The organism is Streptomyces sp. NBC_01463 (assembly GCA_036227345.1).
Lineage (GTDB): Bacteria > Actinomycetota > Actinomycetes > Streptomycetales > Streptomycetaceae > Streptomyces.
In genome coordinates this window covers 5,275,738-5,297,080 of sequence record CP109468.1, presented here as the reverse complement: position 1 = coordinate 5,297,080, position 21,343 = coordinate 5,275,738, and the positions used below count along the sequence as shown (strand labels likewise).

At 71.3% G+C, this 21,343-nt stretch carries 16 protein-coding genes and 1 pseudogene; 7 read left to right on the top strand and 10 right to left on the bottom strand.

The features are described 5' to 3' along the window. Nucleotides 1–65: 65 nt before the first annotated feature. From OG521_23545 to OG521_23535, 3 genes are all read right to left on the bottom strand, one after another. Nucleotides 66–1,919, bottom strand: a complete 1,854-nt coding sequence (locus OG521_23545; protein WUW23585.1) for a PQQ-like beta-propeller repeat protein — start codon at nucleotides 1,917–1,919, stop codon at nucleotides 66–68. A 280-nt stretch (nucleotides 1,920–2,199) separates the two neighbouring features. After that, complete coding sequence (locus OG521_23540) at nucleotides 2,200–3,876, bottom strand: PQQ-like beta-propeller repeat protein (GenBank protein WUW23584.1); 1,677 nt, start codon at nucleotides 3,874–3,876, stop codon at nucleotides 2,200–2,202. Nucleotides 3,877–4,031: 155 nt separating this feature from the next. Continuing rightward, on the bottom strand, nucleotides 4,032–5,849 hold the full coding sequence (locus tag OG521_23535) for an ABC-F family ATP-binding cassette domain-containing protein (protein ID WUW23583.1): 1,818 nt from the start codon (nucleotides 5,847–5,849) through the stop codon (nucleotides 4,032–4,034). A 156-nt stretch (nucleotides 5,850–6,005) separates the two neighbouring features. Between OG521_23535 and OG521_23530 the strand changes: the two genes are divergently transcribed. Beyond that, entirely contained in the window at nucleotides 6,006–6,650 is a 645-nt protein-coding gene (locus OG521_23530; protein ID WUW23582.1) for a lipoprotein, read from the top strand. 30 nt (nucleotides 6,651–6,680) lie between these two features. Here OG521_23530 and OG521_23525 read toward each other — a convergent pair whose 3' ends face one another. The 6 genes and pseudogenes from OG521_23525 to rsmI all read right to left on the bottom strand — a co-directional run bounded on the left by OG521_23525 (nucleotide 6,681) and on the right by rsmI (nucleotide 12,141). Continuing rightward, nucleotides 6,681–7,574 (bottom strand): 4-(cytidine 5'-diphospho)-2-C-methyl-D-erythritol kinase, encoded by an 894-nt coding sequence (locus tag OG521_23525; protein ID WUW23581.1) that lies wholly within the window; start codon nucleotides 7,572–7,574, stop codon nucleotides 6,681–6,683. After that, nucleotides 7,571–8,476 (bottom strand): 16S rRNA (adenine(1518)-N(6)/adenine(1519)-N(6))-dimethyltransferase RsmA, encoded by a 906-nt coding sequence (gene rsmA / locus OG521_23520; protein ID WUW23580.1) that lies wholly within the window; start codon nucleotides 8,474–8,476, stop codon nucleotides 7,571–7,573. Before rsmA ends, OG521_23525 begins: the two co-directional genes overlap by 4 nt. A 51-nt stretch (nucleotides 8,477–8,527) precedes the next feature. After that, nucleotides 8,528–9,349: pseudogene (locus OG521_23515) on the bottom strand (ubiquitin-like domain-containing protein). Between the two features lie 449 nt (nucleotides 9,350–9,798). Beyond that, entirely contained in the window at nucleotides 9,799–10,665 is an 867-nt protein-coding gene (locus OG521_23510; protein WUW23579.1) for a TatD family hydrolase, read from the bottom strand. A gap of 39 nt (nucleotides 10,666–10,704) precedes the next feature. Then, nucleotides 10,705–11,085, bottom strand: a complete 381-nt coding sequence (locus OG521_23505) for a hypothetical protein (GenBank protein WUW23578.1) — start codon at nucleotides 11,083–11,085, stop codon at nucleotides 10,705–10,707. Nucleotides 11,086–11,244: 159 nt separating this feature from the next. Further along, the gene (gene rsmI / locus OG521_23500; protein WUW23577.1) at nucleotides 11,245–12,141 is read right to left on the bottom strand and encodes a 16S rRNA (cytidine(1402)-2'-O)-methyltransferase; all 897 of its coding nucleotides are present in this window, start codon (nucleotides 12,139–12,141) and stop codon (nucleotides 11,245–11,247) included. Between the two features lie 53 nt (nucleotides 12,142–12,194). Between rsmI and OG521_23495 the strand changes: the two genes are divergently transcribed. The 4 genes from OG521_23495 to OG521_23480 all read left to right on the top strand — a co-directional run bounded on the left by OG521_23495 (nucleotide 12,195) and on the right by OG521_23480 (nucleotide 17,177). Next, complete coding sequence (locus tag OG521_23495; GenBank protein ID WUW23576.1) at nucleotides 12,195–13,973, top strand: phospholipid carrier-dependent glycosyltransferase; 1,779 nt, start codon at nucleotides 12,195–12,197, stop codon at nucleotides 13,971–13,973. A gap of 133 nt (nucleotides 13,974–14,106) precedes the next feature. Continuing rightward, nucleotides 14,107–15,762 (top strand): penicillin-binding transpeptidase domain-containing protein, encoded by a 1,656-nt coding sequence (locus OG521_23490; protein ID WUW23575.1) that lies wholly within the window; start codon nucleotides 14,107–14,109, stop codon nucleotides 15,760–15,762. Nucleotides 15,763–15,813: 51 nt separating this feature from the next. Further along, complete coding sequence (locus OG521_23485) at nucleotides 15,814–16,329, top strand: YbaK/EbsC family protein (protein WUW23574.1); 516 nt, start codon at nucleotides 15,814–15,816, stop codon at nucleotides 16,327–16,329. Further along, nucleotides 16,326–17,177, top strand: coding sequence for an EamA family transporter (locus tag OG521_23480; protein ID WUW23573.1), 852 nt, complete (start codon nucleotides 16,326–16,328; stop codon nucleotides 17,175–17,177). The genes OG521_23485 and OG521_23480 overlap by 4 nt, the downstream gene beginning before the upstream one ends. Before the next feature lie 55 nt (nucleotides 17,178–17,232). On the opposite strand, the gene OG521_23475 is transcribed toward OG521_23480, so the two are convergent. Next, the gene (locus OG521_23475) at nucleotides 17,233–17,850 is read right to left on the bottom strand and encodes a GNAT family N-acetyltransferase (GenBank protein ID WUW23572.1); all 618 of its coding nucleotides are present in this window, start codon (nucleotides 17,848–17,850) and stop codon (nucleotides 17,233–17,235) included. Between the two features lie 500 nt (nucleotides 17,851–18,350). On the opposite strand from OG521_23475, the gene OG521_23470 reads away from it, so the two are divergent. Then, a complete protein-coding gene (locus OG521_23470) occupies nucleotides 18,351–19,460 on the top strand; it encodes a DUF1996 domain-containing protein (protein WUW23571.1) in 1,110 nt (369 codons plus the stop codon). A gap of 109 nt (nucleotides 19,461–19,569) precedes the next feature. Further along, the gene (locus OG521_23465) at nucleotides 19,570–21,327 is read left to right on the top strand and encodes a discoidin domain-containing protein (GenBank protein ID WUW23570.1); all 1,758 of its coding nucleotides are present in this window, start codon (nucleotides 19,570–19,572) and stop codon (nucleotides 21,325–21,327) included. The last annotated feature ends 16 nt before the right edge of the window (nucleotides 21,328–21,343 follow it).

Genomic DNA, 21,343 nt, shown 5'->3' with positions numbered 1-21,343 from the left:
CGGTCGCGGACGGATCTGCCGTCGTCCGCGACCGGTGGTGTTCCTGCGGGTGCCGTGCGGTGCCGTTACTTGCCGAAGGCCATCATGGTCTTCGTCTCCAGCTCTTCCTCGTCGTTGGTGGCGCTGACCCGTCCGCTGGCGATGAACGACCGGCCGTTCGCGTACAGGACCCTCTCGCTCCAGAACGAGCTCTCGATCTCGGCCGTCGACGCCGGGTGCTGGAGCAGCATCTTCGGGGTGCCGCCGGCCGGGCCCAGGCTGGCGATGCCGCCGCCCTTGTTGTAGCCCGCGTCCACGTAGACCAGCAGGTTGCCGCCCTCCATGCGCAGCGGCTTCATGGTCTGCTCGGCCGGGGACTTCGCCTTCCACTTCGTCCTGCCGGTGTTCAGGTTGAAGGCGACGACCTGGTTGGTGCGGGCGGTACCACTGGTGTCGTCCTGCGTCCGCAGGTAGAGCGTGTTGGCGTCGGCCGCGACACCGTCGCAGCCGTCGACGGGCTTGCCGAAGATGGCGAAGGCGTTGCCGCAGGCCGTCGCGAACTTGTCACCCTTGTCGCTGACGATCTGGGAGCGGAGCGTGCCGTTCTCGCGGAGCGCGAGGATGCTCCACTTCTTGTCCTTGCTGCTGCTGCCCTTGGTCAGCGACACGACGAGCGGGCTCACCGAGTAGATGTTGTCGACCTCCCAGCCGCGGGCCGGCTTGTAGGTCCACTTCGGCTTGCCGGTGTTCGGGTCGAGCTCCTCGATCTGGTGCTGCGGGTTGTAGGGGTCGTCGGTACGGCAGTTGGTGGCGGCGATCAGCTTGGGTCCGCCCGCGAAGGCGAACGGCTGGCAGATCCCGTCCCGCTTGCCGAACAGGTCCTTGCCGTCGCTGACCCGGTACGCGTTGGAGGAGCCGGAGCGGCCGACCGTCAGGGTGTCGCCGCTGATGGCGAGGGAGAGGTCCGACATCAGGTCGAAGAGCCCGCTCTTCTTGACCTCCTTCTTCCACCCCGCCTTCCCCGTGTTGAGGTCGATCAGCTGGAGCGACGAGCAGTCGGCCTTGTCCGTCGTGCCGTTCTTCACCGCGATGACGATCTTGCCGTCCGCGGTGGCCTGCGACGGGGCGGAGCAGATGTCGGCGGGCAGCTTCAGCGTCCACTTCTGCTTGCCGTCGGCCACCGAGAAACCGGCGACCGTGCGGTACATGCCCCTGACGATGGTGTCGCCGACGATCCACGGGCCGTACACGTCCGCGCCGTTGCGCGGCAGGTCGACGTCGTTCTTCTGGAGCCAGAGGACCTTCGCCTCGCCGGGCTTGCGCCCGCCGTTCAGGTCGTCGCTGCCCTCGCGGCCGGTGCCGTTGCCGTCGCCCTCGTCGACGGAGGGCGAGGTGGTCGGCTTCTGGACCTCACCGCTCTCCTTGGCGACGGGCTTCTTGTCGTCGTCGCCGCCGCTCGCCAGCAGGTAGACACCGCCTCCGACGACCAGGAGCGCGGCGACCGCGGCCGCGATGATCGCCCCGGGCTTGCCCTTGAAGGGGCCACCGCCGCCGGGCGCCGCGGGGACCGGTGCGCCGGGGTACTGCTGCTGCGGATAGCCGTATCCGGGCTGCTGCGGCTGCTGGCCGTAGGGGCCGGACTGCTGGGTGTACGGGCCCGGCTGCTGCTGACCGTAGGGGCCGGGCTGCTGCGGCTGGCCGTAGGGACCGGGCTGCTGGGCGTACGGGCCCGGCTGCTGCGGATAGCCGTAGCCCTCCTGCGGCTGCTGCCCCGGCTGCTGCGGGTAGCCGTAACCGGCTCCGGCGGGCGGCGCCTGGGGCGGCTGGGCGGGCGGCGGCGTCTGCGGCGGGCCCTGGGGCGGCTGCGGAACCCCCTGCGACGGCTCCTGCGGAGCGCCGAAGCCTCCCTGCGGCGGTTGCTGGCTGGGCGGCTGGGTCATCAGCGCGTCCCCCTTCATGCGGTCCGGTGCCCGGTCCGGACTCCCCCGCGATCACGCCGGGGCTCCGAGGGTCGGTCAAGACCCCTGAATCCCCGGCGAAATGGAGCGAATCGGGCATGGATCCCGCAGTGTCACGACAGTCGAGCGGGGCTTCTTTCTACCACCCGGCCCACCACGGGCTCCGGTTCGGTCCACCCCTTGTTCCCAAGGGAGAACCGCCCCGTGATGCCGCCGTTACGCCTAAGGAGCCGTCAGACGTGCCGCTCGCGACAACCCGCGGTCACGGGCCGAACGCCACCATCGACCGCATCTCGATCTCGTCCCCGTCGGTGATGCCGCTGATCCTCGTCTGCATGAGGAGGGTGCGGCCGCCCGTGTAGAGGACGCGTGGATCGAAGAACCCGCGCTCCATGGAGGATCCCGCCGCGGGGTGGCGCTGCACCGTCCGCGGGGTGCCGCCGGTGGCCGGGAGGGAGAGGATGGCGCCGCCCCTGTTCCTGGCCGGCGCCGCGTACATCAGCAGCTTGCCGGCCTCCGTCCGCATCGGCATGACCGGCTGTCCCACGGGGGAGTCGGCCGTCCACCGGGGCTTGCCGGTGGTCAGGTCGAAGGCGACGACCTTGTTGCGGTCCCCCTTCTTGCCCGGGACCACCTTGGTCGGCAGGTAGAACGTGTTCGCGTCGGCGGCGACGCCCATGCAGTTGTCGAGGTTCTTGCCCAGGGTCATCAGGTCGTCGTCGCACTTGGGCCCGTAGTCACCGGGCCCGCCGGAGAGCTGGGTGCGGTAGGTGCCGTCGGAGTTGAGCACGAGGATGGCCCACTTCTCGGGCTGCTTCAGCGAGACGACCAGCGGATCGGCCGAGTAGAACCGGTCGACCTGCCAGCCCTTCTTCACCTTGTACGTCCACCGGACCTTGCCGGTGGCGGGGTCGATCCGCTGCACCTGCTGTTCCTTGTGGTCGTCCGCAGCGGTCTGACAGCTGGTCGCGGCGACCGCGACCGGGCCGCTGGCGAAGCCGAACGGCTGGCAGTTGCCCGGGAGTTTCCCGAACACCACCTTGCCGTCGCTGACCCGGAAGGCATCGGTCCTGCTGGTGCGGCCCACGGTCACGGTGTCCCCGTTGATCGCCATCGCGACGTCGGAGAGCCCGTCCCAGGCGCCCGTGCGGACGAACTCCTTGCGCCAGCCTGCCCTGCCCGTCGTGAGGTCGACCATCTGGACGTTGTCGCAGGACGCGTCGGACGCCGTACTGCCTTCGATACCGAGGACGATCCTGCCGTCGGCGGTCGCCTGCGAGGGGGCCGCGCACACCGTGGCCGGCAGCCGCAGGCTCCACTTCCGGGTGCCGTCGGCGACCGAATAGCCGGACACCGTGCGGTACATCGCCTTGACGACGGTGTCGCCGACGATCCACGGACCGAACACGTCCGAGCCGTTGCGCGGCAGGTCGACGCCGCCCTTCTGGAGCCAGCCGACCTTCGACTCCCCCGGCTTCAGCTGCTCGTTGACGGCTTCCGCCTCGGCGTCGGGGCTGATCCCGGAGTCGCCGTCGGCCGTGCCCTGCTGCCCGCTCCCGGTGGGGGCGGGGGCCGGCGCTGCGGAGCTGTGACCGCCGGCCGCGGGCTTCCCGCTGCCGCCGTCCGGGCCGGTGGCGTACCAGATGCCGCCGCCGGCCAGGAGCACCACCGCGAGCGCGGCACCGACGACCCGGCCGCTCCGGCCGCGGAACCGGCCGCCGGGCCGCGGACCGCCGGGCTGCGGCGGCTGCTGCCCGGTCGGCTGCTGTCCGGGAGGCATGTGGGGCGGGTAGCCGTATCCGTATCCCGGCTGCGGCTGCTGCCCGTAGGGGCCTGGCTGGTGGTACGGACCGGCGGCGGGCGGGTACGCCCCGGGCGGCGGGTCGTAAGGAGCTCCGAACCCGCCCTGCGGCGGCTGCTGTCCGGGCGGCTGGCTCATCGGCCCGTCCCCCTGTTCTGCTGATGTGCTGGTGCGTTGCCGCGTGACGGCCGGTGAGGCGACGCGGTTCGGCTGCCGCGTGGGCAGGGCTACTTTCTACCACCCGCCCCACGGGCCTCACCGGCCGCACCAGTCACATCAGTTGGGCCGGACGGTCAGGCGTCCTCGGCCAGCTCCAGCCAGCGCATCTCCAGCACATCGCGCTCCGAGACCAGTTCGCGCAGTTCGGCGTCGAGCTTCGCGACCTTCTCGAAGTCCGTGGCGTTGTCGGCGATCTGGGCGTGCAGCGTCGTCTCGCGGGTCGACATCTTGTCGAGCTGACGCTCGACCTTCTGCAGCTCCTTCTTCGCCGCGCGCGCCTCCTGCGGCGAGACGGCCGGCACGGCCGGGGTCTCGGCCCGGTTGGAGGCGGCGGGTGCGGCGGGCACGGCGGCGCCGGCCATCTGCAGCCTGCGCTCCAGGTACTCGTCGATGCCGCGCGGCAGCATCCGCAGCGACTTGTCGCCCAGGAGCGCCAGCACCCGGTCCGTGGTCCGCTCGATGAAGAACCGGTCGTGGGAGATCACGATCATCGACCCGGGCCAGCCGTCGAGCAGGTCCTCCAGCTGGGTCAGGGTCTCGATGTCGAGGTCGTTGGTGGGCTCGTCGAGGAAGAGGACGTTCGGCTCGTCCATCAGCAGGCGCAGGATCTGGAGCCGGCGCCGCTCACCACCGGAGAGGTCCCCGACCGGCGTCCACTGCTTCTCCTTGGAGAAGCCGAACTGCTCGCAGAGCTGGCCCGCGGTCATCTCCCGGCCCTTGCCGAGGTCGACCCGGTCGCGCACCTGCTGCACGGCCTCCAGCACCCGGAGGTTCGGGTTGAGCTCCGCGACCTCCTGGGAGAGGTAGGCCAGCTTCACGGTCTTGCCGACGACGATCTTCCCGGCGGCGGGCTGCGCGTCGCCCTGGGTGCGGGCCGCCTGTTCCAGCGCCCGCAGCAGCGAGGTCTTGCCCGCGCCGTTGACCCCGACCAGGCCGATGCGGTCGCCGGGACCGAGCTGCCAGGTGAGGTGGGTGAGCAGCGTCTTGGGGCCGGCCTGGACGGTCACGTCCTCCAGGTCGAAGACGGTCTTGCCGAGCCGGGCGTTGGCGAACTTCATCAGCGCGCTGGTGTCGCGCGGCGGCGGCACATCGGCGATCAGCTCGTTGGCCGCCTCGATGCGGTAGCGCGGCTTGGACGTACGGGCGGGGGCGCCGCGCCGCAGCCAGGCCAGCTCCTTGCGCATCAGGTTCTGCCGCTTGCCCTCCTCGGTGGCGGCGATCCGCTCGCGCTCGGCGCGGGCGAAGACGTAGTCGCTGTAGCCGCCCTCGTACTCGTGGACCGTGCCGCGCTGGACGTCCCACATGCGGGTGCAGACCTGGTCGAGGAACCACCGGTCGTGGGTGACGCAGACCAGGGCGGAGCGGCGGGCGCGCAGATGGCCGGCCAGCCAGGAGATGCCCTCGACGTCGAGGTGGTTGGTCGGCTCGTCGAGGACGATCAGGTCCTGTTCGGCGATGAGCAGCTTGGCGAGCGCGATCCGGCGGCGTTCGCCACCGGAGAGCGGGGCGATGACGGTGTCCAGGCCCTGCTCGAAGCCGGCCAGGTCGAGACCGCCGAAGAGTCCGGTCAGCACATCGCGGATCTTGGCGCTGCCCGCCCACTCGTGGTCGGCGAGATCGCCGATGACCTCGTGCCGGATGGTGGCCTGCGGGTCGAGCGAGTCGTGCTGGGTCAGGACACCGAGGCGCAGTCCGCCGTTGTGGGTGACGCGGCCGGTGTCCGCCTCCTCCAGCTTGGCGAGCATCCGGATGAGGGTCGTCTTGCCGTCTCCGTTACGGCCGACGACACCGATCCGGTCCCCCTCGGACACACCGAGGGACACACCGTCGAGCAGCGCACGGGTGCCGTACACCTTGCTGACCTGCTCGACATTGACGAGGTTGACGGCCACAAACGCTCCAGCTCGAAGGAGAACACTGACCTCCAGCGTAGTCGCCGTGGCGCGGACTCCCGTACGAGCGGCCTCACGGCCGCCGCTGTGCGGTACCTTGCCCGAAATGATCAAGGCCCGGGGGCGGGCCCGAATTCCACCGGGGTGGGGAACTTCATGACAGGTATGGCGGTACGCGGGCTGGCGCCCGTCCTGCTGGCGGCCGTGGCGCTGACCGGCTGTTCGTCGGAGTCCGGCGGCGGTGCGCGGGTGGACACGAAGCCGGGCGGCACGGCGGCGGGGAAGACGGCCGGGGGCTCCGCGGCCAAGGGGGGCACGGTCGGGGGCTCCGGTTCCGGGTGCGAGCTGCCCGTCGTCTTCGATCTGGCGCAGCACTGGAAGGCGAAGGCCGTGGTGGCGGACGAGCCGGGCTCGGAGTTCGCCGCGTTCAGCCGGCAGGGCCCGGTCGCCATGGTCTGCGAGATCGACGCGAAGCCCGCCGGGCACATCGGGTTCCTGCGGGTGTGGCAGGGCGACGGCAAGGCCGGCACCCCGCGCCAGGCGCTGGAGGGCTTCGTGAAGGCCGACGAGAACGCCTCGAAGATCACGTACAAGGAGACGACGGCCGGGAAGCTCGCCGTGACCGAGGTGGGCTACACCGTCTACAGCAAGGTCATGGAGGAGTCGCGCCCGGCCCGGGCCTTCGCCGTCGCCACCCCGGACGGACCGGTCGTGGTGCATCTGGGCGGGCTGGACGCGCAGGAGCACCAGGGGATGCTGCCGGCCTTCGAGCTGGCGGAGCGGAGCGTGCGGCTCGGCTGAGCCGGACCGCACACCCCGCCGCGCTTCCGGTCAGAGGATCGTGGCGCCCGGGGCCGGGGACGCGGCGATCCGGGCGGTGCGGCAGGTCCCGGAGGCGGTCAGCGCGTCGGCGACCTTACGGGCCGACGCCTCGTCCTCGGTGAGGAACGCGGTGGTCGGGCCGGAGCCCGAGACCAGCGCGGCCAGGGCGCCCGCGGTGGTGCCCGCGGCCAGGGTGCCTGCCAGCGAGGGCCGCAGCGACAGGGCCGGGGCCTGGAGGTCGTTGCTCAGCGCCCCGGCCAGGGTGGCGGCGTCACCGGTCCGCAGCGCCTCCAGCAGCGCGGGTGAGGCGGCGGGCACGGGCACCTGCGTGCCGGCCGTGAGCCGGTCGAACTCGCGGTAGACGGCCGGGGTGGAGAGGCCGCCGTCGGCGACCGCGAACACCCAGTGGAAGGTGCCGCCGACCTCGACCGGCGTCAGCCGCTCACCGCGGCCGACCCCGAGGGCCGCCCCGCCGACCAGGCTGAACGGCACGTCGCTGCCCAGCTCGGCGCAGATCGCGAGGAGCTCGTCGCGCGAGGCGCCGGTGGACCAGAGCGCGTCGCAGGCCAGCAGGGCGCCGGCGCCGTCGGCGCTGCCGCCCGCCATGCCGCCCGCGACGGGGATGTCCTTGGCGATGTGGATGTGCACATCGGGCGTGATGCCGTGCCGCCCGGCCAGCGCGGCCGCGGCACGGGCGGCGAGGTTGGTGGCGTCCAGGGGGACCTGGGCGGCGTCGGGCCCCGAGCAGGTGATGCGCAGCCCCTCGGCCGGGGTGACGGTGACCTCGTCGTACAGACCGACGGCGAGGAAGAGGTTGGCCAGGTCGTGGAAGCCGTCGGGGCGCGCGGCACCGACCGCGAGCTGGACGTTGACCTTGGCGGGTACCCGGACGGTGACGCTCACTCGGCACTCCCGGCGGACTCGTTGGCGGCGGGGACGTCCCCGGTGGGCTTGTTCTCGGCGATGGCGGCGAACTCCTCGACCGTCAGTGCCTCGCCGCGGGCCTGCGGCGAGATGCCGGCCGCGACCAGGGCGGCTTCGGCGGCGGGCGCGGAGCCCGCCCAGCCGGCCAGGGCGGCCCGCAGCGTCTTGCGGCGCTGGGCGAAGGCGGCGTCGACGACCGCGAAGACCTCGGCCTTGCTCGCCGTCGTCGCGACGGGCTCGCTCCGGCGCACCAGCGAGACGAGCCCGGAGTCGACGTTCGGCGCGGGCCAGAAGACCTTGCGGCCGATGGAGCCGGCGCGCTTGACGTCGGTGTACCAGTTGGCCTTCACCGACGGCACTCCGTAGACCTTGTTGCCGGGCCTGGCGGCCAGCCGGTCGGCGACCTCGGCCTGCACCATGACGAGGGTCCGCTCGATGCTGGGGAAGCGGTCGAGCATGGTGAGCAGCACGGGCACGGCGACGTTGTACGGAAGGTTGGCGACCAGCGCGGTCGGCGGCGGTCCCGGCAGCTCCCGTACGAGCATCGCGTCGGAGTGGACGAGGGCGAACCGGTCGGCGCGCTCCGGCATCCGGGCCGCGACCGTGGCCGGCAGGGCACTCGCCAGCACGTCGTCGATCTCGACGGCGACGACGCGGTCGGCCGCCTCCAGCAGCGCCAGGGTCAGCGAGCCCAGACCGGGGCCGACCTCGACCACCACGTCATCGGGGCGGACCTCCGCGGTGCGCACGATCCGGCGGACCGTGTTGGCGTCGATGACGAAGTTCTGGCCGCGCTGCTTGGTGGGGCGTACGCCCAGCGTCGCGGCCAGTTCGCGGATGTCTGCGGGGCCCAGGAGGGCGTCGGGCTCTGTGGTGCTCACCCGTCAAGCCTACGGCCGCGCTCCCGGCCGGACGTACAGCTTCCCGGTGGTGCGTGGCCCGGTGCCGGCCTTCACGATCCGGCTGACCGGCTCCCGTACGACCTCGGTGGCCAGCTCCCGGGGTTTCTGCCGGACGCCGTTGACGGTCCGCAGCGCGTACATCACCCGGCGCGAGCCGTCCCGCCCCTCGCGCTCGACCACCTCGGTGCCGGTGGGCAGGCCGTCGTCCCCGGTGCGTTCCACGGCGTACGGCAGCAGTTCCTCGCGCACCACCCGGGCGGTGGTGATCCGCAGCACCGAGACGGTCTGGCCGTCGCGCGGGAAGCTCTCCGGGGCCACCGACGTGGTGTCCTCGCCGTGCAGGGCGACACCGGCCCGGGCGACCGCCTCGCGGACGGTGGCGGCGTTGGTGCGGACGGTGTGCTCGCGGCCGTCGGCCATCACGGTGACGGTGCGCTCGGTGCGTACGTCCAGGGTCAGCCCGGTGCGGCCGATCGGCGCGGCCCGGGAGACGGAGAGGTAGGCGCCGTCGGCCCGCACGCCGAGCCGGCGCAGGGCGGCCCCGACGGTGTGCTCGGAGGTCCAGACCCGGCGCCGCACCCCGTCGAGGGTGAGGGTCACCGGGCGCGGGCCGCCGACGGTGACCACGTCGCCGTCGCCGATCGGGGTGCCGGGGGCCGGGGAGACCTCGGCGGCCGCGGCCGCGTCGACGCCCTGTTCGGCGAGGAGTTCGCCGACGTCGTCCGCGAAGGTGTGCAGGGTGCGGGGCTCCCCGTCGACGTCCAGCGTCACCGCCTTGTCCTCGGCGACGAACGCGGTCGTGCCGCCCGCCAGGAAGGCGACGACGAGGGCCTGCGGGACCAGGCGGCGCAGTTGCTCGGGCCCGACGGAGACCCGTCTGCGCCGTGCGGCCCGCCGGGTCCCGGCCCGCCCGCCGGGCGCCGGTGCCAGGGGTGCGGTGAGCGTGGGGGCCTGCGCGGCGCGGCCGGCGGCGGTGAGGCCGGGTGCCGCCTTCAGGTCGACGACGGTCGCGGTGCGGAGCGGCCACGCGGCGAGCGTCAGTTCCTCGTGCGGGGGTACGGGGGACGGCGCCGGTACCACGACGGTGGCGGGCCCGCGCGTCCCGGCGGCCGCCGTACGCCCCCTGCCGCGTGCTGCACGGTGACTGCCCTGCGAATTGCTCACGACGCTCGCTCCAGAAGATCCGTACCGGCCGGCTCACTCTTGCGCGCCCGGGACGATAGCGGAGGGATGCGTCACTCTCCAAAGCGTTGCGACTACACAGTGTGGCGACATCGGGCCGGCGCTCGCCCGGCAGCCGGTCAGTAGTCGAACGCGCGCGCGGTGTTCTCGGCGATCGCCGCCGCCAGGGTGTCCTCGTCGACTCCCCTGACGGCCGCCATGGCGCGCAGCGTGACCGGAATCAGATACGGCGCGTTAGGCCGTCCGCGGTACGGGGCGGGGGTGAGGAAGGGGGCGTCCGTCTCGACCAGGACCAGTTCGGCGGGGGCGACGGCCAGGGCGTCGCGCAGCGGCTGGGCGTTCTTGAACGTCATGTTGCCGGCGAACGACATGAAGTACCCGGCGTCCGCGCAGATCCGGGCCATGTCGGCGTCGCCGGAGTAGCAGTGGAAGACGGTCCGCTCCGGGGCGCCCGCGTCCGCGAGGATGCGCAGCACATCGGCGTGCGCCTCGCGATCGTGGATGACGAGCGCCTTGCCGTGCCGCTTGGCGATCTCGATGTGGGCCCGGAAGGACTCCTCCTGGGCGGCCATGCCCTCGGGCCCGGTCCGGAAGTAGTCGAGTCCGGTCTCGCCGACGGCGCGTACGTGGTCCAGCGCGGCCAGGGCGTCGATCTCGGCGAGGGCGTCCTGGAGTGCGGCCGCCCCGCCCCCCTCGCGCGCGCCCTGCCGCGACCAGCCGTCCGGATCCCCGTGCACGATGCGCGGCGCCTCGTTGGGATGCAGGGCCACCGCCGCGTGCACGCTGGGGTGCGCGGCCGCGGTCTCGGCGGCCCAGCGCGAGCCCTTCACGTCGCAGCCCACCTGGACCACGGTCGTCACGTTCACCGCGGCGGCCCTGGCCAGGCCCTCCTCGACGGTGCCGTCCTGCATGTCCAGGTGGGTGTGCGAATCGGCGACCGGCACCCGTAGGGGCTCGGGCAGCGGCGGGGCTTCGGTACGGCTCATGGCCACGATCGTACGAGGCCGCGGCCACGGGCCCTTCCGTCACTTGCGGTGGAAGGGATGCAGCAGGTCGGAGAGGTGCCAGTGGTGGTCCCCGGCCGGGGCGGCGGTGGCCGCCACGGGGTCGGCGTTCTCCCCGTCCCGTGCCTCGGCGTCGGCGGGGCGGCGGTTCTGGAGCAGTTGCTGCACCGTCGAGACCCGGCCGGCCCGCATGATCCGTACGACGTGCCCGCCGCAGTTCGTGCAGGTGGGCGTGGACAGTGGGGACGGCACACGCTCGCCGTCCGCCTTGTAGACCACGAATGCGTTGTTGGAGGCGTCGACGTGGTGCTCTATTTCGTAGGCCTGTTCCCAGCCGTGTCCGCACCTCATGCAGGCGAAGGCATACGCCTCGTGCACGGTGGTTGCTGCGATCTCGCTCATGCCTGCTCCTCTTGTCCGCCGGACAAGCACTCCGGAGAATGCGTCCTGGATCCAGTGGACGCCTTTACCGGCGGGAGCGCACCGGGCCCTGTCGAGTGTTGGAGCGGATTTGGCCTTCTCGTGGCAAATGGGGCCGGAACGCGGCTCGCGCTTTGCCTTTCACGATAGTCCTTTGCCGTCCGCTGGGCCGGTCCGAGCCGCATTCTTTGCTGCGACGACCGCGTCGAACACCTCGCGTTTGGGAAGCCCCGCGGCGGCGGCCACGGCGGCGATCGCCTCCTTGCGCCGCTCCCCCGCCTCCTCGCGCACCTGCACCCTGCGCACCAGCTCATCGGCGTCCAGATCCTCGGCCCCGGAGTCGGCCGCGCCCTCGACGACGACGGTGATCTCGCCGCGCACGCCGTCGGCAGCCCAGACCGCCAGTTCGCCCAGCGGGCCGCGCTTCACTTCCTCGTACGTCTTGGTCAGCTCCCGGCACACGGCGGCGCGCCGCTCGGCGCCGAAGACCTCGGCCATCGCGGCGAGGGTGTCGTCGAGCCGGTGCGGGGCCTCGAAGAAGACCATGGTGCGGCGCTCGTCGGCGACCTCGCGGAGCTTGCCGAGCCGCTCACCGGCCTTGCGCGGCAGGAAGCCCTCGAAGCAGAACCGGTCCACCGGCAGCGCGGACAGGGCGAGGGCGGTGAGCACCGCCGAGGGGCCCGGCACCGCGGTGACCTTGATGTCCTTCTCCACGGCCGCGGCGACCAGCCGGTAGCCGGGGTCGGAGACGGACGGCATCCCGGCGTCCGTCACCAGCAGCACGCGGGCGCCGCCGAGCAGCGCCTCGACGAGTTCGGGCGTACGGGCGGACTCGTTGCCCTCGAAGTAGGAGACGACGCGCCCCGAGGTGTGGATGCCCAGCGCCTGGGTCAGCCGGCGCAGCCGGCGGGTGTCCTCGGCGGCGACGACATCGGCCGTCTCCAGTTCGGCGGCGAGGCGTGGCGGGGCGTCCGCCACATCGCCGATGGGGGTCCCTGCGAGTACCAGCGTTCCAGTCGTTCCAGTCACAACGTCCATACTCCCAGCCCGGGCGACGGCGCTCGCACAGATGCGTTCCCTACGATGGCGCGGTGACGAGTACTGCGCCCGAAGCCCGGCAGGGCCAAGACGCCGGGGAAGAGCACGGCCCGGAGCCGACTTCCTGGCAGCAGCGGCTGCGCCGCTTCGGCCATGCCCCGCGCCCCGGAATCGGGCTGCGCGAGCGGCTGGTTCCGCCGTACACCCGCCCGGGGAGCCAGCTGTGGGCGGTGCTCGGGGTGCCCCCGCTGCTCGCGGACCGGCTGCTGCGCTGGTCGGCGTGGGGCGGTCCGCTGCTGGTGGCGGCGGTCGCCGGGGTGCTGCGGTTCTGGAACCTCGGCAGCCCGCACGCGGTGATATTCGACGAGACGTACTACGCGAAGGACTCCTGGGCGCTCATCAACCAGGGGTACGAGGGCTCGTGGCCCAAGGACGTCGACAAGCTGATCCTGAACGATCCGTCGCGGGTGAAGATCCCGGTGGATCCCGGCTATGTGGTGCACCCGCCGGTCGGCAAGTGGATCATCGGGATCGGTGAGCAGATCTTCGGGTTCACACCGTTCGGCTGGCGGTTCATGGTCGCGGTGCTCGGCACGCTGTCGGTGCTGATGCTGTGCCGGATCGGCCGCCGGCTGTTCCGCTCGACGTTCCTGGGCTGTCTGGCGGGCGCGCTGCTCGCGGTGGACGGGCTGCACTTCGTGATGAGCCGCACCGCGCTGCTCGACCTGGTGCTGATGTTCTTCGTGCTGGCCTCGTTCGGCTGTCTGCTGATCGACCGGGACTGGGCGAGGCGGCGGCTCGCGGCCGCGCTGCCGGTCGACGAGGACGGCGTGCTGCGGCCGGACGCCGGGGTGGCGGAGGGGCTGCGGCTCGGCTGGCGCCCGTGGCGGATCGCCGCCGGGATCTCACTGGGACTGGCCTTCGCCACCAAGTGGAACGGGCTGTACATCATGGTCGCGTTCGGCCTGATGACGGTGTTCTGGGACGCGGGCGCGCGCCGGACGGCGGGCGCGGTGCAGCCGTACGTGGCGGTGCTGAAGCGGGATCTGGTGCCGGCGTTCGTCTCCACGGTGCCGGTCGCGGTCCTCACCTACCTCGCCTCGTGGACCGGCTGGATCATCCACGACGACCCGGACCGGCACGGCTACTACCGGGACTGGGCGACGACCGACGGCAAGGGCGGCAACTGGACCTGGCTGCCGGACTGGCTGCGCAGCCTGTGGCACTACGAGAACCAGGTCTACGACTTCCATGTGAACCTGACGTCCGGTCACACCTACCAGTCCAATCCATGGAGCTGGATCGTGCTGGGCAGGCCCGTCTCGTACTTCTACGAGGAGCAGAACGGCTGCACCGAGTCCTCGACCGGCAAGTGCGCGCGCGAGGTGCTGGCGATCGGCACCCCGCTGCTGTGGTGGGCCGCGTGCTTCGCGCTGCTCTACGTGCTGTGGCGCTGGATCTTCCGCCGCGACTGGCGGGCGGGCGCGATCGCCTGCGGGGTGGCGGCGGGCTGGGTGCCGTGGTTCCTCTACCAGGAACGCACCATTTTCCTTTTCTACGCGGTCGTGTTCGTCCCCTTCCTGTGTCTCGCGGTCTCGATGATGATCGGCGCGATGCTGGGCCCGGCGGCGGGCACCGGGACGAAACACGAACTGGGTCTGGCGAAGGGTGATCCCTCGGGTGAACGGCGCCGGACTTTGGGGGCTGTCGCGGCCGGCGTACTGGTCCTGTTGATTGTCTGGAATTTCATCTACTTCTGGCCGCTGTATACCGGAACCGCGATTCCCGAGGATTCCTGGCGGGACCGCATGTGGCTGGATACCTGGATTTGACCGGTCTGTTCACGCCATGACGGATCGCATTCCGATAACAACCGGCTCGGCCGTCACGGCAGTCCCGTAAAGTTCCCCGAACAGCCCCCTTGAACATGTTCAAGGGGGCCTCCTGGGGAGGGGGACTGCAGGGATGCGCAGTGGAGTGAAGGTCGCCGTCATCGGCGGGGTGTTCGCCGTCGTGGTCGGCGGGGTGGGCTACGGGGCGTACAACGTCCTGGACGGGCTCGGCGACAGCGGTGTCGGGGGCGGCACGGACACCAAGGCCACCTCGTCCGAGGTGAAGACGGGTCCGGTCACGAAGGACGAGATAGCCGACACGTCGAAGAAATTCCTCGCGGCGTGGGCGAAGGGCGACTCGCTGGTCGCGTCCGAGCTCACCAACAACAAGGGCGACGCCGAACCCGCGCTGGCCGGCTACAGCGAATCGGCCCACGTCACCAAGGCCGTGATCACTCCCGGCCCGGCGACCGGCTCGAAGGTGCCGTACACGGTCAAGGCGACGGTCTCCTACAAGGGCGCGACGAAGTCCTGGTCGTACGCCTCCGAGCTGACCGTGGTGCGCGGACTGACCACGGGCAAGGCGCTCGTCGACTGGCTGCCCTCCGTCATCCACCCGGACCTCGGCAGGGGCGAGTCGCTGGAGACCGGCGAGTCGAAGACGGCGTCGATCGAGGCGGTCGACCGCAGCGGCAAGGTGCTCACCAAGGACAAGTACCCCTCGCTCGGCGGCATCCTGGACGAGCTGCGCAAGAAGTACGGCCAGAAGGCCGGGGGCACGATCGGCGTCGAGACCTGGATCAACAGCGCGAACGCCGACGGCGCGGACAAGACGCTGCTGACCCTGGTGAAGGGGAAGCCGGGGCGGGTCCCGACCACGCTGGACGCGAACGTGCAGGCGGCGGCGGAGAGTGCGGTGAAGAAGTACGAGAAGTCGTCCGTGGTGGCGGTGGAACCGTCGAGCGGTGCGATCCGGGCCATCGCCAACAACCGGGCGGACGGCTTCGACGCGGCCCGGCTGGCCAAGGTCGCCCCCGGCTCGACGATGAAGATCGTGACGGCCGCGATGATCATCCAGAACGGTCTGGGCAGCGCGAACTCGCCGGTCGCATGCCCTTCAACCGTGCCCTGGGAGGGCGTGACCTTCCACAACCTGGACGACTTCTCGATGACGGACGGCCCCACCCTGAAGCGGGCCTTCGCCAGGTCCTGCAACACGGCCTTCATCAAGCCGATCCTGCCGCTGGGCGGCGCCAAGCGGGACACGGCGCTCGGCAACGAGGCCTCGCAGTACTTCGGGATAGGCCGCGACTGGCAGACCGGCATCCCGACCTGGGACGGCGAGGTGCCCCCGTCACAAGGCGCGGAGACCGCCGCGTCGTTCATCGGCCAGGGCAAGATCCAGATGAACCCGCTGAACATGGCGTCCATCACCGCCACCGCCGTCAACGGCCGTTTCCTTCAGCCCTACATCGTCCCGCAGAGCCTGGACAACCGGACCTTCGCCAAGGCGAGCCCGCTGCCTGGCGGGGTCTCGGCGCAGCTGAAGGAGATGCTGCACTACACCGCGACCAGCGGCGAGGGCACCGCGACCGCCGCCATGGCGAACGTGGGCGAGAACAAGGGCGGCAAGACCGGCTCCGCCGAGATCGACGGACACGCCACCTCCGACAGCTGGTTCACCGGATTCAGCAACGACCTCGCGGCGGCGGCCCTCGTCCAGTCCGGCGGCCACGGCGGGACCGCCGCGGGCCCGGTCGTCGCGGAGGTCCTGCGCGCGGGACCGTGACCGCCGGAACCCGTTCGCGCGACCCGGATCACGGCCGATAGCGTGCAGGCCATGAGCACTTCCGACACCAGCACTCCGGCGGGTTCCGACTCCGCCGCCGCTCACCCCCGGTTCGCCGAAGCGCTGCGCGAGCTCGGCCTCGACGTCGAGATCCGCCGCTTCCCGGACGCCACCCGCACCGCCGCCGAGGCGGCCGCCGCCCTAGGCTGCGCGCTCAGCGAGATCGTCAAGTCGCTGATCTTCGAGGCCGACGGGGTGCCGGTCCTGGTCCTGATGGACGGCTCCTCACGCGTCGACGTGGAGCGCGTACGGCAGGAACTGGGCGCGGCGAAGGTGCGGCGGCCGGGGGCGGACGTGGTCCGGGAGGCCACCGGTTACGCGATCGGGGGTGTGCCTCCCTTCGGCCACCGCACCAGGACCCGGGTGCTCGCGGACCGCGGGCTGCTCGCCCATGACGTGGTGTGGGCGGCGGCGGGCACCCCGTACACCGTCTTCCCGCTCGATCCGGCGACGCTGATCCGGCACGCCGGCGGCACCGTGGTCGACGTGCGTGAGCAGACCGCGTGACACCGCTCGTCGCCATAGCCGTCCTGACGGCCGCCTTCACGCATGCCGGCTGGAACGCCATCGCCCATGCGATCAAGGACCAGTTGCTCTCCTTCACACTGATCTCCGGGGGCGGTCTGCTGATCGGCGCGGCCGCCGCGTGCTTCGTGCCGTTCCCGGCGGCGGAGGCCTGGCCGTACCTGTTCGTCTCCGCCGCGCTGCACGTGGCGTACATGCTGCTGCTGATGCGGTCGTTCACGCTGGGCGACTTCGGCCAGATGTATCCGATCGCGCGCGGCACCGCCCCGCTCGTGGTCACCGTCCTCGCCGCGGTCTTCGTCGGCGAGCGCCCGGACGGGTGGGCGACCACGGGCGTCGCGGTCGCATCGGCGGGCCTGGTCGGGCTGGCCCTCTGGGGCATCCGCGGCGCCGGGAAACGCCCGCAGTGGCCCGCGATCCTGGCCGCGCTCGCCACCGGTCTCGCCATCGCCGGGTACACGACGGTGGACGGCGTCGGAGTGCGCGCCTCGGGCAGTTCGCTCGGGTACATCGCATGGCTGATGATCCTGGAGGGCATCGCCATCCCCCTCTACGCCCTGTACCGCCGCCGCTCCGCGCTCCCCGCCCAGCTCCGCCCGTACGCGGTGCGCGGCCTGATCGGCGCCGCCCTGTCGGTGACGGCGTACGGCCTCGTCCTGTGGGCCCAGACCCGGGCGGCGCTCGCCCCGGTCGCGGCGCTGCGCGAGTCCTCGATCATCGTGGGCGCGGCGATCGGGACGGTGTTCTTCAAGGAGCGGTTCGGTGCACCGCGGATCGCGGCGGCGGGGCTGATGGTGGTCGGCATCGGGCTGATGCTGCACACGAGTTGAGCTCCCGGCCGCGGAGGGCGGGTGAGTCCGCTGACGCTGCCGCGCGGGGGTCGGGCTAGCGGGTCAGGTCGCGCACCATCACCGATCCCCATTCCTGCCGGTCGTGCTCCGTGAACCCGACCTTGAGGTAGAAGGCCCGCGCACCCGGGTTGCCGCCGCCGACCCCCAGGTGCACCCCGCGGACCCCGCGCTCGCGCAGCGCCTCCAGCAGGGTCGTCATCAGCCGGCGGCCCAGGCCGGTGCCCTGGCCGCGCGGGAGGATGTCGATGTGGAGATGCGCGGGGTAGCGTTCGAACAGCGCGTACGGCTCCGGCGGGTCCGGGTGGTGGATGTGTGCCACGCGCCGCCAGTCCTGCGACCCGTCACCCGGGTCGGTGGCCAGCGGGCCGGGGTAGCGGTGCCGCAGCCCCGGCCACCAGTTCTCCTCCAGCCAGGCGTCGAAGGCGGGGGTGTCGGCTGTGGCGACGACATAGCCGAGGAGCCCGTGGGCGTCGTGCGCGACGAAGGTCAGCCCGGGATCGGCCGCCGGGTACGGGCCCGCGTAGACGTGCGGGAGCAGGTCCGGGTCGCGGTAGAGCGCCGTCGCGTCGCGGCCGGAGTCGCCGGTGCGCAGGCACACCCGGTACATGCCGGGCAGGTCGAAGGGGGCGTAGGGCCGGACGTCGATGGTCATCGCGCCGCGGAGCCGGAGGGGCTGAGGCCGGTCACCCGGTGCGGCTGGTCGTCGGCGAGCCGGAGCGGCCGCTCGCGCGGCTCGGGTTCCGGTGCGGGAAGTTCGGCGGTCATCTCGGCAGCGTAGGCGACCGGACAGTTGCCGGCGTTCTCCGGCTGATTCCGCTGACGCCGCCTCACGCCGGAGCCGGTGCCGACGCGCGAGGTGGCGCCGGGCTGCCCGGACACAGGCTCGGCCACCTGCCGAACCGGCCGCCCGGCTCCGCGGAATGCGTGGTCCGTCCCTCCAGAACCATCCGCACTATCCACAACTCGGCGCAGGCCGGACCCGGTTACCGGCGGCAACCCTGCGCGCGCCCACACCTCTGCCCCGTAGGCCCATCGTTCACCAACTATTGACACGCTCTTGTCAGGAGCGGAACACTCCGGAGTTGGGAGAGCGCTCTCCCAAGCAACTCTCCCCACTCCATGCATTCCCCCACGACGCAGCAGGAGGTCTCCATGCCACGGAGGTCGAGAACCCTCACCGGACTGCTCTTGTTCACCTCGCTGACGCTGACCACGGCGGGGATCGCCGGGATCGCGGCGACGGCGAACGCCTCACCCGAAGCGCCGGCCACGGCTGCGGGCACCCACGCCCAGCACGCCGCGTACTCCATGCCGGGCATGCCCGGCATGGCGGCTTCCACCAAGGCGTCGGGCGACGACCCGGACGGCGACGGCTACATCATGGCCGACCCGCCGGTCACCGGGGTCACCCCCTCGACGGAGGTCCCGCCGTCGGCGTACTTCCACGAGTTCCAGGCCAAGTGCGCCCCGACGCACACCGCTCCGGACGACCCGATCGTCTACCCGGGGCAGCCCGGCAAGTCCCACGACCACACGTTCATGGGCAACACCACAACGAACGCGAACACCACCACCGCCTCGCTGGAGACGGGTGACACCACCTGCCTGGCCCCGGGCGACAAGTCCGGCTACTGGATGCCGAGCCTGTACAACGGGGACACGAAGATCCTCCCCGAGGGCGTCCAGACCATCTACTACAAGTCGGGCGTCACCGACTACCGCAGCGTGCGGCCCTTCCCGAGGGGTCTGCGGTACGTGGTCGGCAGCCCGATGCAGACCCAGGACGAGTTCAAGAACCTCAAGGGCACCGTCGAGGGCTGGGAGTGCGGCGAGTCGTTCAAGAACTTCGACTTCCCGGCCAACTGCCCGACCAGCCGGGACACCTACCTCAACCTGCGCCTCCAGGCACCCAGTTGCTGGGACGGCATCCACCTGGACACGCCCGACCACAAGAGCCACATGGCGTACCCGGTGGCAGGCGGGGCGAACTACAACTCCTGCCCGGCCTCCCACCCCGTCGCGCTGCCGATGATCGAGTTCAAGATGGCCTGGCCGGTCAACGGCGACATGTCGCAGGTGAAACTGGCCAGCGGCAAGGGCTTCTCGTTCCACTACGACTTCATGAACGGGTGGGACGCCGCCACCCTCGACGCGATGGTCACCCACTGCGTCAAGGGCGGACTGCAGTGCGACCCGCACGGCTACGACGAGAACCACCCCGACCAGGGTTCCGTGCTCGACGAGAACTACGAACTGCCGTAGCGCACACCTCCACACCCCCCACGGACGCGGGGCCTTTTTTCGGCCCCTGATGGAGAGCGCTCTCCAAGATCACGTACGTCACTCCCTCCCCACCTGCAAGGAGCATGAGATGCACCATCCCCCCACCCGCAGGGCAAGGCGCCTGGTGGCGCCGCTCGCGGCGGCGGCGCTGCTCGGCGGCGGTCTGCTCGCCGTCCAGGCACCCGCCGCCCAGGCGGCCGGCAGCGTCGTGAAGGTCACCGGTTCCCAGGGGAACTGGGCGCTGAGCGTGGACGGTTCGCCGTATACGGTCAAGGGACTCACCTGGGGACCGTCGGTCGCCGACGCGGAGAAGTACATGCCCGACGTGAAGTCGATGGGCGTCAACACCATCCGCACCTGGGGCACCGACGCGACCAGCAAGCCGCTCTTCGACACGGCGGCGGCCAACGGCATCAAGGTGATCGCCGGATTCTGGCTCCAGCCGGGCGGCGGCCCGGGCAGCGGTGGCTGCGTCAACTACCTGACGGACACCCAGTACAAGAACGACATGCTCGCCGAGTTCCCCAAGTGGGTCGACACCTACAAGGACAACCCCGGCGTGCTGATGTGGAACGTCGGCAACGAGTCGACGCTCGGCCTGCAGAACTGCTACAGCGGTGACGAGCTGGAGGCGCAGCGCAACGCGTACACCACCTTCGTCAACGACGTCGCGAAGAAGATCCACGCGGTGGACCCCAACCACCCCGTCACCTCGACCGACGCCTGGACCGGCGCCTGGCCGTACTACAAGAAGAACGCCCCGGACCTCGACCTGTACGCCGTCAACGCCTACAACGCGGTCTGCAACATCAAGTCCGACTGGGAGCAGGGCGGTTACGACAAGCCCTACATCGTCACCGAGACGGGCCCGGCCGGTGAGTGGGAGGTCGACGACGACGCGAACGGCGTCCCGACCGAGCCCACCGACGTCGCCAAGGGCGAGGGCTACGAGAAGGCGTGGGGCTGCATCACCGGGCACACCGGGGTGGCGCTCGGCGCCACGATGTTCCACTACGGCGTCGAGGACGACTTCGGCGGCGTCTGGTTCAACCTGCTGCCCGGCGGCCAGAAGCGGCTCGCGTACTACGCCGTGAAGAAGGCGTACGGCGCGGACACCTCGGGCGACAACACCCCGCCCGTGATCACGGACATGGCGGTGGAAGGTGCCACCTCCGGCGTCCCCACCGGCAGCGATGTGAAGATCAGCACCCACACCACGGACCCGGACGGTGACGCGATCACCTACCAGGTCCTGTTCAGCAGCAACTACATCGACCAGAACAAGGCCCTGGTCCCCGCCGAGACCAAGGACAACGGCGACGGCACGCTGACCGCGAAGGCGCCGAGCAAGACGGGTGTCTACAAGGCCTATGTGAAGGCCACGGACGGCAAGGGCAACGTGGGCATCGAGACCGTGTCCGTCAAGGTGATCCCGCCGAAGGTGGACGGGACGAACGTGTCCCAGGGCAAGACCGCCACGGCGTCCTCCTTCCAGACCGACCCGACGGGCGGCTGCCCGTGCTCCGCGGCCAACGCGGTGGACGGAAAGTTCGACACCCGCTGGGCCAGTGACTGGAGCGACCCGCAGTGGGTCCAGGTCGACCTCGGTGCCTCGACGAGCTTCAAGCACGTCCAGCTCGCCTGGGACCCGGCGTTCGGCAAGGCGTACGACATCCAGACGTCCGAGGACGGACAGAGCTGGACGACGGTGAAGTCGGTGACGGACGGCAACGGCGACATCGACGACATCGACGTCAACGGCACGGGCCGCTACGTGCGGATCAACGGCACGGCCCGCGGCTCCGGCTACGGCTACTCGCTGTACGAGTTCGGCGTCTACAGCTGACAGGAGGCGGGCTCTC

Excerpts from the sequence above, each read along its gene's own strand:
- OG521_23510 (WUW23579.1), bottom strand. The coding sequence starts at position 10,665 with ATGAGCCGTACCGAAGCCCCGCCGCTGCCCGAGCCCCTACGGGTGCCG.
- OG521_23475 (WUW23572.1), bottom strand. The coding sequence starts at position 17,850 with ATGACCATCGACGTCCGGCCCTACGCCCCCTTCGACCTGCCCGGCATG.
- OG521_23485 (WUW23574.1), top strand. The coding sequence starts at position 15,814 with ATGAGCACTTCCGACACCAGCACTCCGGCGGGTTCCGACTCCGCCGCC.
- OG521_23490 (WUW23575.1), top strand. The coding sequence starts at position 14,107 with ATGCGCAGTGGAGTGAAGGTCGCCGTCATCGGCGGGGTGTTCGCCGTC.
- OG521_23470 (WUW23571.1), top strand. The coding sequence starts at position 18,351 with ATGCCACGGAGGTCGAGAACCCTCACCGGACTGCTCTTGTTCACCTCG.
- OG521_23545 (WUW23585.1), bottom strand. The coding sequence starts at position 1,919 with ATGACCCAGCCGCCCAGCCAGCAACCGCCGCAGGGAGGCTTCGGCGCT.
- OG521_23505 (WUW23578.1), bottom strand. The coding sequence starts at position 11,085 with ATGAGCGAGATCGCAGCAACCACCGTGCACGAGGCGTATGCCTTCGCC.
- OG521_23540 (WUW23584.1), bottom strand. The coding sequence starts at position 3,876 with ATGAGCCAGCCGCCCGGACAGCAGCCGCCGCAGGGCGGGTTCGGAGCT.
- rsmI (WUW23577.1), bottom strand. The coding sequence starts at position 12,141 with ATGGACGTTGTGACTGGAACGACTGGAACGCTGGTACTCGCAGGGACC.
- OG521_23530 (WUW23582.1), top strand. The coding sequence starts at position 6,006 with ATGACAGGTATGGCGGTACGCGGGCTGGCGCCCGTCCTGCTGGCGGCC.
- OG521_23465 (WUW23570.1), top strand. The coding sequence starts at position 19,570 with ATGCACCATCCCCCCACCCGCAGGGCAAGGCGCCTGGTGGCGCCGCTC.